Source organism: Citrobacter sp. Ce119, from assembly GCF_030334525.1.
GTDB lineage: Bacteria > Pseudomonadota > Gammaproteobacteria > Enterobacterales > Enterobacteriaceae > Citrobacter > Citrobacter europaeus.
This window is the reverse complement of the sequence record NZ_JAOWDR010000045.1, coordinates 202579-217803: the sequence shown is the minus strand read 5'-3', so window position 1 is coordinate 217803 and position 15225 is coordinate 202579. Positions and strand designations below refer to the sequence as shown.

The following is a 15225-nucleotide window of genomic DNA, read 5'->3' as shown; positions in this document are numbered from 1 at the left end:
CTGCCCTCTGGTTATGCTGTTACGCCGCCTCTGTATGTAGGGTACAGAGTTGGCCGGGAATTTATTCCCCTAATTGTTCACGTGTGGGTAATCCTTCGCTGTCGCCCTGAACCTGAATGGCCAGTGCGCCAATTTTATTGCCGCGGGTCACTGCCTGATGTAGCGAGCGGCCTTCGAGCAGGGCGCTGATAACGCCCACGGCAAAGCCATCGCCTGCGCCGACTGTATCGACCACGTTGTCGACTTTTACCGGCGCAACGCAGCCTTGTTCACCGCTGGCAGTTTTGTACCAGGCGCCATCAGCCCCGGTTTTAACGATCACGGCCTTCACGCCATGGCGCAGATAAAAGTCGGCGATGGCTTCGGGCGTCTGCTGGCCGGTTAAAATCATGCCCTCTTTTAACCCGGGTAGAACCCAGTCAGCCTGAAATGCCAGCCGGTTCAGTTTTTCCACCATCTCGGCTTCGCTTTTCCACAGCACTGGGCGCAAATTCGGGTCGAACGAGATGGTCTTCCCCTGGGCCTTCATGGTGCGGGCGGTATGCGCCAGTAGTTCATAAGAGCTGGAGGAAAGCGCGGCTGCTACGCCGCTCAGGTGCAGGTGGCGCGCGCTGGCGAAATAGGCCTCGTGATAATCCTCAACGCTGAGGCGGCTGGCAGCGGAACCTTTGCGGAAATACTCCACAATGGGATCGGTTCCATTTTCGACCTTGGATTTAAGCTGAAAGCCGGTAGCGTAACGCCCGTCCTGGGTGACTCCCTGCGCATTAATCCCTTCTTTTTCCAGCGACTTAACGATAAAACGGCCAAAACTGTCGTTGCCAACGCGGCTCACCCAGCCGACCTTCAGGCCCAGACGGGCAAGACCGGTCGCCACGTTAAGCTCCGCGCCTGCAACGCGCTTGATAAACTGCTCCACATCCGCCAGTTCGCCAGTTTGCGTGGCGACAAACATCGCCATCGCTTCACCAATAGTGACCACATCCAGTGAATTTTTCATACGTTACTCCTCGCGTAACAGCTCGACGTAGTGGCGGGTAACCGCCGTCAGATCCTGCCCTTCCAGGGGGAACTCAATGCCGCGCGGGACGTCGTTGGGCAGCATTTTTAGCAGCGCCATCCAGCGCGAGTCTGCTGCATCTGGCGGTACGGCGCGGTAGCTGTCGCGATGTGTGACAGCGGCTTTGACATGGATATAGCCAACGGTTGACGCCATGTTTTGTGCTGCTTCTTCCGGGGAGTCGCCCACCCACAGCCAGTTGCCCATATCGAAGGTTAAAGATATCGGCAGGTTTTGCGTCTGACAGGTTTCGTTAAAGCGCTGCATCGGTTGCAGGCGTCCGCAGGCGGTTTGATCGTTCTCAACAACCAGCTCCATTCCGCTGTTGTCGAGCCATTCGCGTAAAACGTTGAACTGTTCGGTATGGGAAAAATGGCCGAGGGAGACTTTTAACCACAGCGCCTGCAGGGCCTGCGCTTCTTCAAGTAGCGCGGGAAGTAGGGGGTTGAGGTTACCGTTCGCAAGGAACAATGGCTCAGGCGCTGAGTAACAGGCCAGCAGGCCGAAGATTTCGATAGCAGAAGCCATCGTAGGGAGCGTTTTCAGCTCGGCATCGGTTAATAACTCGCGGCGGATTTCAACGCCGTCAGCACCGGCTTCGGCAATGATAGGCAATAATGCCGTTTGTCCGCCTGCGGCCCGCACCTGGTCTTGGCCGTAAGCGGCGGTGACCACCATAATTTTTCTTTTCATGGAAACTCCAGACTAGCGTTCTTGTAATAACGCTAAATGGAACCGGTTCCAAAGAAAAGCCTGGGATGTCGAATTTATGATCACCATCACGAAGGTAATTTAACGGGCGGTAGAGCCGCGTACGATCAGCTCGCCGGAGAAGACCTGTTCCTGAATGGCAGAAGAGCCGCCATCAATTCGGCTTACAACCTGCTCAACGGCAGTGTAGCCAATCTGCCAGGTGGGTTGTTTCAATGTGGTAATACCGACGCCCGCCAGCTCTGCCCATTCCAGTTCGTCAAAACCGAGCAGGCCGATATCGCTGCCCCAGTTAAGGCCAATGCGCTTCAGGGCGCGGGCAACCTGTAGCGTGAGGGCGCCATTGGCGGAGATAACGGCTTTACGCATGCCCCGATGCTGCTGGTGGAAATGGCGCAGCGTGTCATCCAGTTGCGTATTGTCCGTTAGCGGGACTTCGGCATTTTGCGCGATAACGCCGGGGTACTGCGCGAGCGTGGCGCGAAAAGCGCTCAGACGTTCGCGGCGCGTATTCACCATGCCCAGCGGTTCGCTGAGGAACAGGATGGCTTCAAAACCTTGCTCGACCAGATGCTCGGTGGCAACCGTTGCCGCCTGGGTGTTATCCAGCCCGACCATATCGCAGGCGAAATCGGGAATTTTACGGTCAATCAGCACCATCGGCAGCGCAGACTGCTGCAGGCGGTTCAGCCCCTCTTCGCGCATCCCGACGGCGTTGACCACAATCCCTTCAACCTGGTAACTGCGCAGCAGGTCGAGATAATGCAGCTCCTGATCCACTTCGTTGTTGGTGTTACACACCAGCGGGGTAAAGCCCTTATCGCGACAGGCGGCTTCAATACCGCTTAACACGTTGACGGAGTAAGGATTTGTAATATCGGCGATGATCAGGCCAATCAGGCGGGTACGACCGTGTTTCAGGCCTCTTGCCATCAGGCTGGGGCGGTAGTCGAGATCGGCAATGGCTTGTTCAATGCGGGCCAGCAGCGCGTCGGAAAGCAGGTGCTTTTCACCGTTGAGATAACGTGAAATGCTGGTCTTGCCGGTTTTTGCGGCTTTCGCCACATCGCTGATGGTTGCTCGTGTTGATTTGCTCATCGCTGATTTCCCTGAGTTTGGTGACAACACCTTAACGCGAAAATCAACGATGGCAAGTGCTTCATGCCGGATGGATTCGACCTGTCTCCATCCGGCACAAAACGTTACTGAAGTGGGCTTAAGGTGATTTCTACGCGACGGTTCTGCGCTTTACCTTCTGCCGTGCTGTTGCTGGCGATCGGATTTGCCGGGCCCATACCTTGAGTGCGGATACGGTTAGCCGCGACCCCTTGAGTGATTAAGGCGCTGGCGACGGAGTCCGCGCGCTGCTGCGACAGACGCATATTCAGATCCTGGCTGCCGGTGCTGTCGGTGAAGCCCAGCACGTTGACGGCGGTTTTATTGTACTCTTTCAGTACCATTGCTACGCCGGTCAGGGTGTTGGCACCAGCAGGTTTCAGGTTGGCACTGCTGCTGTCGAAGGTGACGTTATTTGGCATATTCAGAATGATGTTATCGCCACTACGCGTCACGCTGACGCCGGTTCCCTGCATTTTTTCGCGCAGTTTTGCTTCCTGCACGTCCATGTAATAGCCGACACCGCCGCCAACGGCCGCGCCAGCCGCTGCGCCAATCAGTGCGCCTTTGCCGCGATCTTTCTTCGAAGAAGAGAGTGCGCCAATGCCCGCGCCGACCAGAGAGCCAATACCCGCGCCAATGCCGGATTTACCCGCTTCGCGTTCGCCGGTGTAAGGGTTTGTTGTGCAGCCAGAAACCGCCAGGGCGCCGCTCACGATGGCAGCAATAACAAAAACACGTTTCTTCATCTTAATTCCTTAATGACTTTTTCTTCTTTGCCACAGCGACCGTGGCGGTTGATTATGACGTGTGAACATGAAGAAAATTCCAGGGAAGACTCTGAAATTTGTAAGTAACATTGAACGGCATAATAAATAAGCCGTCACATCGCATTCAGGAGCACCATCTTGGCTAATTCACCCGCACATTACTCGGTATTAACCGCCGCTCACTGGGGACCAGTCCTTGTCGAAACCGATGGGGAGACGGTTTTCTCCTCGCGTGGCGCGCTGCCTGGCACCCATCCCAACTCTTTGCAAACCGTGGTGCGCGACCAGGTTCACAGTAAAACGCGGGTACGTTTTCCGATGGTGCGTAAAGGCTTTCTCGCCTCGCCGGATAACCCACAGGGGGTGCGCGGGCAGGATGAATTTGTTCGCGTCAGTTGGGATGACGCGCTAAATCTTATCCATACGCAGCATAAACGCATCCGTGACAGCTACGGCCCGGCCTCGATTTTTGCTGGTTCCTACGGCTGGCGTTCCAACGGCGTGTTACACAAAGCCGCGACGCTGTTACAGCGTTATATGGCGCTGGCGGGCGGTTATACCGGGCATCTGGGGGATTACTCGACGGGGGCTGCGCAGGCCATCATGCCGTACGTGGTGGGCGGCAACGAAGTTTACCAGCAGCAAACCAGCTGGCCGGTGGTGCTGGAGCACAGCGAGGTGGTGGTGTTATGGAGCGCCAATCCGCTGAATACCCTGAAGATTGCCTGGAACGCTTCTGACGAACAGGGGATCGCTTACTTTGCGGCTTTACGCGACAGCGGGAAACGATTGATCTGTATCGATCCGATGCGATCGGAAAGCGTCGATTTTTTTGGCGATAAGATGGAATGGATCGCCCCGCATATGGGGACTGACGTGGCGTTGATGCTGGGTATCGCGCATACGCTGGTGGAAAACGGCTGGCACGACGAGGACTTTCTCGCCCGGTGCACGACCGGTTATGCCCGTTTTGCCGACTATCTGCTGGGTAAATCTGACGATGTTGCAAAAACGGCAGAGTGGGCAGCCGACATTTGTGGTATTCCGGCAGCGAAAATACGTGAGCTGGCGGCGATATTTCACCAAAACACCACCATGCTGATGGCAGGATGGGGGATGCAGCGCCAGCAGTATGGCGAGCAGAAGCACTGGATGATCGTCACCCTGGCCGCCATGCTCGGACAAATCGGCACGCCAGGCGGTGGCTTTGGGCTGTCGTACCATTTTGCCAACGGCGGCAACCCAACGCGCCGCTCTGCGGTGCTGGCCTCAATGCAGGGCAGCATTAAAGGCGGCACCGACGCAGTAGATAAAATCCCGGTGGCGCGAATTGTTGAAGCGCTGGAGAACCCCGGCGGTTTTTACCAGCACAACGGCATGGACCGTCATTTCCCGGACATCCGCATGCTGTGGTGGGCGGGCGGTGCTAACTTCACTCATCACCAGGACACCAACCGTTTAATTCGCGCCTGGCAGAAACCGGAGCTGGTGGTTATCTCGGAATGTTTCTGGACTGCCGCAGCGAAGCATGCCGATATCGTGCTGCCGGCGACAACGTCGTTTGAGCGTAATGATTTGACCATGACCGGCGATTACAGCAACCAGCATCTGGTACCGATGAAGCAGGTCGTACCGCCGCAGGACGAAGCGAGAAATGATTATGATGTCTTTGCCGAGCTGAGTGAACGCTGGGAAAAAGGCGGATATGACCGATTTACCGAAGGTAAAAGCGAACTGGCGTGGCTGGAGACCTTTTACAATATTGCCGGGCAACGCGGGGCCAGTCAGCAGGTGACATTGCCGCCTTTCGCCGAGTTTTGGCAGCGCAACGCCCTGATCGAAATGCCAGAAAACGCCGCCAGCGCGCAGTTTATCCGTTTCGCGGATTTTCGCCGCGACCCGCAGGCGCATCCGCTGAAAACGGACAGCGGAAAAATTGAAATCTACTGTGAGAGGATTGCCGGTTACGACTACGCAGACTGTGCGGGACACCCGATGTGGCTGGAGCCTGATGAGTGGTTCGGTAACGCAGAGCCGGAGCAGTTACAGTTGCTTTCCGCTCATCCGTCTCACCGTTTGCACAGCCAGCTTAACTACAGCGCGTTGCGCGAACAGTATGCGGTAGCGGATCGTGAGCCGGTCACGATCCACCCGCAGGACGCCCACGCGCGCGGCATTGTGGATGGCGACACGGTCAGGGTGTGGAATCAGCGAGGACAAGTTCTGGCGGGAGCGGTGGTGTCGGCAGGTATTAAACCTGGCGTCATCTGTATTCATGAAGGCGCCTGGCCTGATTTGGATCTCGCTGCTAACGGTATTTGTAAAAATGGCGCCGTCAACGTGCTGACCAAAGATCTCCCCAGCTCGAAGCTGGGGAATGGCTGCGCGGGCAACACTGCGCTGGCGTGGCTCGAAAAATACAGCGGACCAACGTTGACCCTTACGGCGTTTGATCCGCCTGCCAGCCCATAATCCACGTGGGATGGTGAGTTTCCTCCTGCCATGCACCGTCTTCAATGCGAAAACCCAGCGCATGGTAGAAGTTCACCGCCGATTGGTTCTTCTGGTAGACCTCAAGGCTGAGTATCGAAAAGCGCTGCTGCACATGCTGCACCAGCGCTTTGCCGATCCCGTTTCTGATGGCGGCAGGCGCGACAAACAGCGCGCCGAGAAAGCGGTCATCAATAACGCTGGCAAAGCCTTTGAGCTCGCCTTCTTCTTCCCACACCCAGGTTTGCGCGGCGGGCAGGTAAACATCACGCACGACGGATTCACTTTCGCGCCAGTAGCGCTCTTCGATAAACGGGTGGGCATGGATTGTGCTTTCCATCCATAGCGCCAGAATCGCCGGTAGATCGTCAGCCTTTGATTCACGAATCATGTTGTTCTCCCGGATAGCAGATGCAACTGGTGACATGATCGTTGACCAGGCCGCACGCCTGCATAAAGGAGTAACAAATGGTGGTGCCGACAAATTTAAACCCGCGTTTTTTTAACGCTTTAGACAGCGCATCTGACGCAGGCGTTGAGGTGGGGATATCGCTCAGGTTGGCGGCGCGGGTCACTTGCGGTTGATTATCAACAAATGACCAGACGAACTCGCTAAACGATTCTCCGTTTTGCGCCATGGTCAAAAAGGCGCGAGCGTTGCCGATAATGGCCTGAATCTTTCCGCGATGGCGAATAATGCCAGCATCCAGTACCAGCCTCTCCACATCCTCTTCAGTCATGGCCGCCACTTTTTCCGGGTCAAAATGGTGGAAGGCGTGGCGATAATTTTCCCGTTTCTTTAGTACGGTAATCCACGATAATCCGGCCTGCTGGCCTTCAAGGCAGATCATTTCGAACAGCTTTTTGCCATCGGTTTCGGGGACGCCCCATTCCTTGTCGTGGTAGGCAATGTAAAGTGGGTCCTGGCTGACCCATCCGCAACGCTGCATATTCTTCCTCGCTGTTTTTACTGGCGTAAAAATTTCATTCGGCCCGCCTTGACGCGCCAGCTAAAAAGACAATATTTAATACAGGGCCTGATGGGCCCGATATCCTTCACACAATGACAATAATATCGCCGAATTCGGCTCTTTTCTGGAGTCGCGTTGATGATTATAAGAAACAGTAGTGGTCGCCAAAGGTTAACTCTGGCGAGCGTCATAGTTTGTGCGCTGTCCATCAATACAGCATATGGCTGGCAACAAGAATATATCGTTGATGCGATGTCAGGGCATACGGCTGAACGTTATACATGGGACAGCGATCACCAACCACGTTATAACGATATTCTGGAAGAACGTATTCGCTCCACTCAAAACGTAGCGGGGCCCGTGGTGAATCTGGCGGATGAGACGCCTATGGAGGCGACCAGCGGCATGAGTATGGGCTGGAACTTCCCGCTTTCAAGGCAGGTGACAACCGGTCCGGTTGCCGCGCTGCATTATGACGGTTCAACCACGTCTACTTACAACGAGTTTGGCGATAGCGCGACGTCGATAGCGCAGAACGATCCGTTGTGGCATGCCAGCGTTAGCACGTTAGGCTGGCGAGTGAACTCCCAGTTCGGTGATGTGCGACCGTGGGCGCAAATCAGCTATAACCAGCAGTTTGGCGAGAATATCTGGAAAGCGCAGTCGGGACTCAGCCGCATGACGGCGGCGGGTCAGGACGGTAACTGGCTGGATGTTACCGTCGGTGCAGACATGCTGTTGAACCCGCACATGGCGGCTTATGCGGCGCTCTCGCAGGCGGAAAATAGCACCAACAACAGCGACTATATATACACCATGGGTGTGAGCGCCAAATTTTAACGTAAAAAATCATCAGAAAAACATCTCTGTTACATATCGAGATCAACAATCACACGCGCCTCAGCGATAGCGTGTACTAACTCATGCGATAAAATTCAGTAACCCAACTTTTTGTCTCGTCATTCATTCCACAATCCAGGCATTTCATTCCGTCCTGGCGGCATTTCATGCCGTTTTCTCCTGCTCATAAAAGCGCTTCGGTATGGTTGTTGGCAGAGAATTTCCCATTTTGTTTATGCAGGAAGACTGCCATGAAAACTTCTGATTATCAGCGTACCCGCTGGCTGACTCTGATCGGCACCATTATTACCCAATTTGCTTTAGGTTCTGTTTATACCTGGAGCCTGTTTAATGGCGCACTCTCTTCTAAGCTTGATGCGCCAGTGAGCCAGGTTGCATTTTCCTTTGGCTTGCTAAGCCTTGGGCTGGCGATTTCCTCTTCCGTTGCCGGCAAGCTGCAGGAACGTTTTGGCGTGAAACGCGTCACCATGGCCTCCGGTGTTTTACTCGGCGTCGGCTTCTTCTTAACCGCCCACTCCGACAGCCTGATTATGCTGTGGCTGAGCGCCGGTGTGCTGGTTGGTCTGGCGGATGGTGCAGGTTACCTGTTAACGCTTTCCAACTGCGTAAAATGGTTCCCGGAGCGTAAAGGGTTGATTTCCGCCTTTGCCATCGGTTCTTATGGCCTTGGCAGCCTCGGTTTTAAATTTATCGATAGCCAGTTACTGAGTACCGTAGGCCTGGAAAAAACCTTCATGATTTGGGGCGCGATTGTGCTGGTAATGATCGTCTTTGGCTCCACGCTGATGAAAGATGCGCCGAATCAGGAAGTGAAAACGAAAAATGGCGTGGTCGAGAATGACTTCACCCTGGCGCAGTCCATGCGTAAACCGCAGTACTGGATGCTGGCGGTCATGTTCCTGACGGCGTGTATGAGCGGCCTGTATGTGATTGGCGTGGCGAAAGATATCGCACAAAGCCTGGCGCATATGGATGTGGCAACGGCGGCAAATGCGGTTACCGTGATTTCTATCGCGAACCTGTCGGGCCGTCTGGTGCTGGGGATTCTGTCCGATAAAATCTCCCGTATTCGCGTTATCACCATTGGCCAGGTCGTTTCGCTGGTGGGTATGGCTGCTCTGCTGTTCGCGCCGCTGAATGACGTCACTTTCTTTATGGCGATTGCCTGTGTCGCATTTAACTTTGGCGGCACCATCACCGTGTTCCCGTCACTGGTGAGCGAATTCTTCGGTCTGAATAACCTGGCTAAAAACTACGGTGTTATCTACCTGGGCTTCGGTATTGGCAGTATTTGCGGTTCCATTATCGCCTCGCTGTTTGGCGGGTTCTTTGTGACCTTCTGCGTTATCTTTGCGCTGTTAATCATTTCGCTGGCGCTTTCTACCACCATTCGTCAGCCACAACGTAGCGTCTACACCGAGGCGCACGCCTAAATCTATTAGTGGTCTGATTAATACCTGGCGCATATATTTACAAAAATATATGCGCCATTTTCATTCTCTATAAGCACTTTTGCTCCCTCCTGTGGTCTACTTATCCGCGCCCGTAGACATTTCACTTCTGCTGTTGTCGCATTTTTCCTCTGTCCGGTCTGATTGATCGCTGCACAGGGTGTTTTTATCCCGATTTCCAGGGTTTGTTTGCATGAGATACATTAAGTCGATGACGCAGCAGAAACTCAGTTTCTTGCTGGCAATCTATATCGGTTTGTTTATGAACTGTGCTGTATTTTTCCGTCGCTTTAGCGGATATGCGCACGAGTTTACCGTCTGGAAAGGACTCTCCGCGGTTGTTGAATTGGCCGGCACTGTGCTGGTGACCTTCTTTTTACTCCGACTTCTCTCGTTATTTGGCCGACGCGCCTGGCGTGTGCTGGCAACCTTTGTGGTGCTGTGTTCTGCCGGCGCCAGTTATTATATGACCTTCCTGAACGTGGTAATTGGCTACGGCATTATCGCCTCCGTTATGACCACGGATATTGATTTATCGAAAGAAGTCGTCGGCTGGCATTTCATCGTGTGGCTGGTTTCGGTCAGTATTATCCCATTGGTGCTGATCTGGAGTAACCGCTGCCGCTATACCCTGATGAGACAGATTCGTACACCGGGTATGAGATGGCGTAGCGTGGGGGTAGTATTGTTAGCTGGCCTGCTGGTATGGGCGCCGATTCGCCTGCTGAGCATGCAACAGAGAAGCGTTGAACGTGAAACGGGGATCGATCTACCCAGCTATGGCGGGGTTGTGGCGAACTCTTATTTGCCGTCAAACTGGCTCTCAGCGCTGGGTCTGTACGCCTGGGCACAGGTGGATGAATCTTCAGACAACAAATCGCTGATGAACCCGGCGAAGAAGTTCACCTACGTTGCGCCCAAAAATCTCGACGACACCTATGTGGTCTTTATTATCGGGGAAACCACGCGTTGGGATCATATGGGGATTTTTGGCTATGAGCGCAATACCACGCCAAGACTCGCCCAGGAGAAAAATTTGGCCGCATTCCGGGGATATTCCTGCGATACGGCAACTAAACTTTCGCTGCGCTGTATGTTTGTACGTCAGGGCGGGGCGGAAGAAAACCCGCAGCGTACCCTGAAAGAGCAAAACGTCTTTGCTGTGCTCAGCCAGTTAGGGTTCAAGACCGACCTCTACGCGATGCAAAGCGAGATGTGGTTCTACAGTAATACCATGGCGGAGAACATCGCTTACCGTGAGCAGATTGGCGCTGAGCCGCGTAACCGTGGCAAAAACGTTGACGATATGCTGCTGATTACCGAGATGCAGCAGTCTTTGCAGAATAATGAAGATGGTGACAAGCATCTGATTATTCTGCACACCAAAGGCTCCCATTTTAACTACACTCAGCGCTATACCCGCGAATATGCGCAATGGAAGCCGGAGTGTGTCAATGTTGATAGCGGCTGCTCGAAGGCCGAGATGATCAACTCGTTTGATAACTCGGTAACCTATGTTGATCACTTTATTACCAAAGTGTTCGATCAACTGCGCGATAAGAAAGCGATTGTGTTCTACGCCGCCGACCACGGTGAGTCGATTAACGAGCGTGAGCACCTGCACGGTACGCCGCGTAAAATGGCGCCGCCAGAGCAGTTCCGCGTTCCTATGTTGGTGTGGATGTCAGACAAATATCTGGAAGACCCAGACCATGCGAAGGCGTTTGCACATCTGAAGCAAGAAGCTGATATGAAGGTGCCGCGTCGTCATGTGGAACTGTACGACACTATTTTGGGTTGCCTCGGTTATACCTCGCCAAATGGCGGTATTAACGAGAATAACAACTGGTGCCGCATTCCGGACGCGAAGAAGGTTAAGGCTCAGTAATTGGGCTGCTGACTTTCTCACCGATCAAATGGCATTTTGATGCTAAGGGATTGACGGGCGCGCTGCTGAGCAGTAAGATGCGCCCCGCATTCGGTGATTGGCGCAGCCTGGTAGCGCACTTCGTTCGGGACGAAGGGGTCGGAGGTTCGAATCCTCTATCACCGACCAAATTAGAAAAGCCCGCTCTTTGAGCGGGCTTTTTGCATTCAGGAATCCACGAGGATGAGAACCTCCGGGGGCAAGAGGTTCGACTCGAGCGTAGTGAGAGAACGTTGCGTCAGCAACGGCCGCAGGGCGAGCCACGCAGTGGCGAGTAATCCTCTATCACCGACCAAATTCAAAACCCTGCTCAACGAGCAGGGTTTTTTGCTTTAGTGGCATTTCCAGGCCTGATAAGAGAAACGCCATCAGGCAACGGCTGAACCGCTCAGATCAACGTACCAGCCGTCATCACCGCGCGTTACCGCTGTGATTTCCCAGTCAGCCGGGGCATTCAGTAGTGAAACGTTTAATTCATCGGTTGAAGCATTTTCGATGATAAGCCCGCAGTCGCCGGTCCAGGTGACGGTCGAGCCATCCTCACTCAGCGAACCATAACGCAGGTTGCATTCATGGTAATCAAGTTTAGAGGCGCTATAGGGGGCAATGCACAGCAAGCCTGGCTGGGTATCCGGTTTGCTCATGCAAAATGAGGAATAATCTCGCTGGTCGAATTGGATGAGATCGGTAATAAACTCGCTTTGGAGGACAAAACCTTTCCAGTTATCGGCGTCTACTGTGTTCGTCAGGCGCACAAAAACCGGCACGGCATTACTTGTATAAACTGCGGTTACAGCAGCGGAAGTATGGTTTAATGCGACAGGAATATTATCCACACCTGTATTGGTGATTAAATTGCGGAACTCATTGAAGTCAAAACCTACGCCATCTGTAGGGTAAGGTGTTGTGAAAAAAAACAGCGGTGAATTTGCTGTACTAAAAATTGATGCTGATTGGTACAGCCAGTTATTTGCATCATCTTTTAAATTCACGCTGAACTGAGTGCTTAAAACTGCCATGTCACCGCGATATTCCTCTTGATCGTAAAAATAACTATGGTTGTAGTTTTCCACAATATATTCATAGTGAACAATAAAATGGTTGTCACTTAATTTCTCAATTGTATAGGGCAATACACTGACATCTGGCGTTAGGGTAATCGTCTCTGATTCAGGTAAATAAGTGACGGTAACGCTGGCCAATTTATCGTAACTGAATTGACAGTCATAGGGATATTTGGCCGTCGTAGCCTCGGCAGTCAGTGAGGTAGACTCAGAAAGCTGCGTTTCTGGGTTTAAAAAAACCATCACGCCAGGGATGTTTTGCTGGGTATGATTAAAATAACAATCCGTGTTAATATGGGGTAATGATGAAACATATGAATCTATAGATGTTCTGAAGTTATTCAGTTTGTTAGTCACATCCATGCTGACAATAATTTCATTTTCAGGTAGGGAAATTGCAAAAACGCCAGATAAGTTCTCAATATTATTTGTCAGTACGGTCAGGTCGCTGACATCCTCATTAATAAAAAGCTCTGAACGGTAAGGGACAACATATTCATTTTCCTGAACAGCATCGATACTCTGAAGAAAAAGTTTATTCCCGTTTACTTTAACCGAACGAAATGCCCAGATACCATACTCAAAGACATCTAATACCTTGTGCACTGGCAGGGTAATGGATGTGCCCTGAAAGTTAGTTTCAGTATAAAAAATCATATCGCTCATTATATTTCTCCATTTCATATTTAATTTTTACTGCGGTAGATTGTTGTCCGCGAATCAAATTTAATGGAGAAAGCAGGGTTAAATAAAATCACATTAGATAAAAATCGGTTTATTTATAATTTTTATAGAAAAAGGCAACTTCCTCTATGATGCTGTAGGATTTAATGGGAGATGTTGATGTCGGCTGTTGAGGCCAACGCGACAATTTTCACTCAGGTTTTGCCCCTTATAATGCGAACTGAAGATAAGTTTGAAAGCATAAAAAAAGCCTCATCAGAGAATCGATGAGGCTTTTGTCGTCTTATAAAAGAAGATGATTGCCTATCAGGCAGGAACAGAGCCGCTCAGATCAACGTACCAGCAGTCCTCACCACGTGTTACGGCTGTAATCACCCAATCTGCAGGAGCATCACTACCCAGAGATAGCGTGAGGGTATCACTCGAAGCATAATCAATATTAACCGATGTTGTACCCTTCCAGGTCGCAGTGGAATCCGTTTCATCCAGAGAGCCATAGCGTAAGAAACAAATGCGGTAATCCTGGCGCTGGTCCTCATAAGAGGTGACGCACATCATCCCCGGCTGGGTTCGGGCTGGATTGTTTGAGCAGAAGGTGGTGTAGACAGTCGGCTGTGTGTTTTCCACTAACATTGATGTTGCAAACTCGCTCTCAATGACAAAGCCCTTCCAGTCATTCGGGTTGGTGGTATTGGTCAGGCGTAGGAAAACCGGAATGACGTTTGCACTGACTATGGATCTCACTGCGTTTGAGGTCGTAGAATCAAAAATGGCGCCTAAATTGGGTACGCCATCGGTAATAACCTGGCTCTTATAGGTGCTGAAATCATAATTTGCATCACCAGGGTTATAAGTGGTTTGCGCCCAATAGAATGGATAGTTAACATCATGAATCAGTTTTGCTGAGTTATAAATAAAGTTTCCATCAGCGTCACGGAGTTCTGCCAGAGTGTTTTCAAGCTGAATATCAATAGCTCCACGATACTCGTCACCAGGGTAGTAACAAACATGAATGTCGCCCTTGGGCTGGAAGCGGAAGCGCACCATAAAGTGGTAATCGTCAAATTTATCTACGCTGAGAGTGATAACATCACTTGTAAAATCGACAGAAAGTGATTTATCGACTGAATCATAGTTGAGCGTAAGTGGTGTATCCATTCCAACTGTCGTATTTGTTAGCTTTTCAGCGAGACGAATTGGTCTGGTATATGAGCTCAGGGTCATTTTGAGTGTTGTTAAGCTGTCCGGATTCATAATTGCCATTGTACCCGGAATAGTTTCTGTCGAATACTGGTCATAGCAGACTCCAGTATTATTTGTAGTGCCTGGAGCCCAAGCGTCTCCCTGAGAGCAATATCCTGCAAAGGCTGTTGTTGATTCCATGCTTACGATGATATCGTTACTAAGCAAGTTAATGGCATTGATTTTGAGTACATTCGCCGTGTCACCGATAATAGTAGTAAAATCGGTAATGTCTTCATTGAAATACATCTCCTTGGTACCTACGGGATCGTAGGTTTCAAAAGTCACGGTAGTAAACAATTTATTGCCATTCAGCTTTGCCGAACGAAAATTCCACGTTTTAACTAAAAATAAGTTAATAGTGTCACGTGATGATAAAGTGAAACTCTCTCCCTGAAAATTAGCTTCAGTATAAAAAATCATGTCGCTCATTGTATTTCTCCATTTCATATTTAATTTCGGATACGGCGGATTGATGGCCGTGAATCAAATTTAATGGAGGTAACAGCAATGAATGAAATCACATCAGATAAAAATGGCTTTATTTATATATTTATAGCGGAACGCCATCCCCTCAATGATGCTGTGAGATTTTACGAGAGGAGATGATGTCGGCTAGTGAGGATAACGTGCCATTTTGTGACATCTTCTATTGATTTTATGTATGAGCTTGCGCTGAGAAAGGTGTCTGAACTTATGTCTGAAAGTAGCATTTTCACCTGTGCGTTTTAACGTTCACAGAAGGTCATGCTCACATATTCAGCAAAATGTGAGTTATTTTTCATAATCTGCGTAAAATTTATACTCTAAGTGTTGCAATATGTTTGGTTTTTTATGCTGAGTCAGAGGGCGTAGCATAAATTTCCCTGCTGGAAATG

12 protein-coding genes, 1 tRNA gene and 1 other RNA gene are annotated in these 15225 nt (G+C 51.3%); 6 read left to right on the top strand and 8 right to left on the bottom strand.

The annotated features are described in order from the left end of the window. Window positions 1-61: 61 nt before the first annotated feature. The 4 genes from OGV80_RS07585 to OGV80_RS07570 all read right to left on the bottom strand — a co-directional run bounded on the left by OGV80_RS07585 (window position 62) and on the right by OGV80_RS07570 (window position 3636). Entirely contained in the window at window positions 62-1000 is a 939-nt protein-coding gene (locus tag OGV80_RS07585) for a sugar kinase (RefSeq protein WP_087051912.1), read from the bottom strand. Between the two features lie 3 nt (window positions 1001-1003). Then, window positions 1004-1753, bottom strand: coding sequence for a sugar phosphate isomerase/epimerase family protein (locus OGV80_RS07580; protein WP_286514375.1), 750 nt, complete (start codon window positions 1751-1753; stop codon window positions 1004-1006). Between the two features lie 99 nt (window positions 1754-1852). Beyond that, the gene (locus tag OGV80_RS07575) at window positions 1853-2869 is read right to left on the bottom strand and encodes a LacI family DNA-binding transcriptional regulator (RefSeq protein WP_075145502.1); all 1017 of its coding nucleotides are present in this window, start codon (window positions 2867-2869) and stop codon (window positions 1853-1855) included. A 104-nt stretch (window positions 2870-2973) separates the two neighbouring features. Continuing rightward, window positions 2974-3636 (bottom strand): OmpA family lipoprotein, encoded by a 663-nt coding sequence (locus OGV80_RS07570; RefSeq protein WP_043018678.1) that lies wholly within the window; start codon window positions 3634-3636, stop codon window positions 2974-2976. Window positions 3637-3795: 159 nt separating this feature from the next. On the opposite strand from OGV80_RS07570, the gene OGV80_RS07565 reads away from it, so the two are divergent. Beyond that, window positions 3796-6129 carry a molybdopterin guanine dinucleotide-containing S/N-oxide reductase gene (locus tag OGV80_RS07565; protein WP_286514370.1) on the top strand — a complete coding sequence of 778 codons (2334 nt, stop codon included), beginning with the start codon at window positions 3796-3798 and terminating at the stop codon, window positions 6127-6129. On the opposite strand, the gene OGV80_RS07560 is transcribed toward OGV80_RS07565, so the two are convergent. Both OGV80_RS07560 and tag read right to left on the bottom strand, forming a co-directional pair. Continuing rightward, window positions 6098-6538, bottom strand: coding sequence for an N-acetyltransferase (locus tag OGV80_RS07560; RefSeq protein WP_043018676.1), 441 nt, complete (start codon window positions 6536-6538; stop codon window positions 6098-6100). The two genes, OGV80_RS07565 and OGV80_RS07560, sit on opposite strands and share 32 nt — an antisense overlap. Then, on the bottom strand, window positions 6528-7097 hold the full coding sequence (gene tag, locus OGV80_RS07555; RefSeq protein WP_003846107.1) for a DNA-3-methyladenine glycosylase I: 570 nt from the start codon (window positions 7095-7097) through the stop codon (window positions 6528-6530). The genes OGV80_RS07560 and tag overlap by 11 nt, the downstream gene beginning before the upstream one ends. 159 nt (window positions 7098-7256) lie before the next feature. On the opposite strand from tag, the gene OGV80_RS07550 reads away from it, so the two are divergent. The 5 genes from OGV80_RS07550 (at window position 7257) to OGV80_RS07530 (ending at window position 11652) form a co-directional block, all read left to right on the top strand. Continuing rightward, a complete protein-coding gene (locus OGV80_RS07550) occupies window positions 7257-7958 on the top strand; it encodes an autotransporter outer membrane beta-barrel domain-containing protein (RefSeq protein WP_286514367.1) in 702 nt (233 codons plus the stop codon). Between the two features lie 251 nt (window positions 7959-8209). Further along, a complete protein-coding gene (locus tag OGV80_RS07545) occupies window positions 8210-9412 on the top strand; it encodes an L-lactate MFS transporter (RefSeq protein WP_047407984.1) in 1203 nt (400 codons plus the stop codon). 211 nt (window positions 9413-9623) lie between these two features. Further along, window positions 9624-11318 carry a kdo(2)-lipid A phosphoethanolamine 7''-transferase gene (gene eptB, locus OGV80_RS07540; RefSeq protein WP_080625973.1) on the top strand — a complete coding sequence of 565 codons (1695 nt, stop codon included), beginning with the start codon at window positions 9624-9626 and terminating at the stop codon, window positions 11316-11318. 91 nt (window positions 11319-11409) lie between these two features. Beyond that, window positions 11410-11486: transfer RNA gene (locus tag OGV80_RS07535), tRNA-Pro, on the top strand. Between the two features lie 34 nt (window positions 11487-11520). Next, window positions 11521-11652: non-coding RNA, RtT sRNA (locus tag OGV80_RS07530), on the top strand. 73 nt (window positions 11653-11725) lie between these two features. Here OGV80_RS07530 and OGV80_RS07525 read toward each other — a convergent pair. Together OGV80_RS07525 and OGV80_RS07520 are read right to left on the bottom strand one after the other, a co-directional pair. Continuing rightward, complete coding sequence (locus tag OGV80_RS07525; RefSeq protein WP_286514364.1) at window positions 11726-13087, bottom strand: hypothetical protein; 1362 nt, start codon at window positions 13085-13087, stop codon at window positions 11726-11728. A 324-nt stretch (window positions 13088-13411) separates the two neighbouring features. Next, window positions 13412-14779, bottom strand: a complete 1368-nt coding sequence (locus OGV80_RS07520) for a hypothetical protein (protein ID WP_286514361.1) — start codon at window positions 14777-14779, stop codon at window positions 13412-13414. Window positions 14780-15225: the final 446 nt, after the last annotated feature.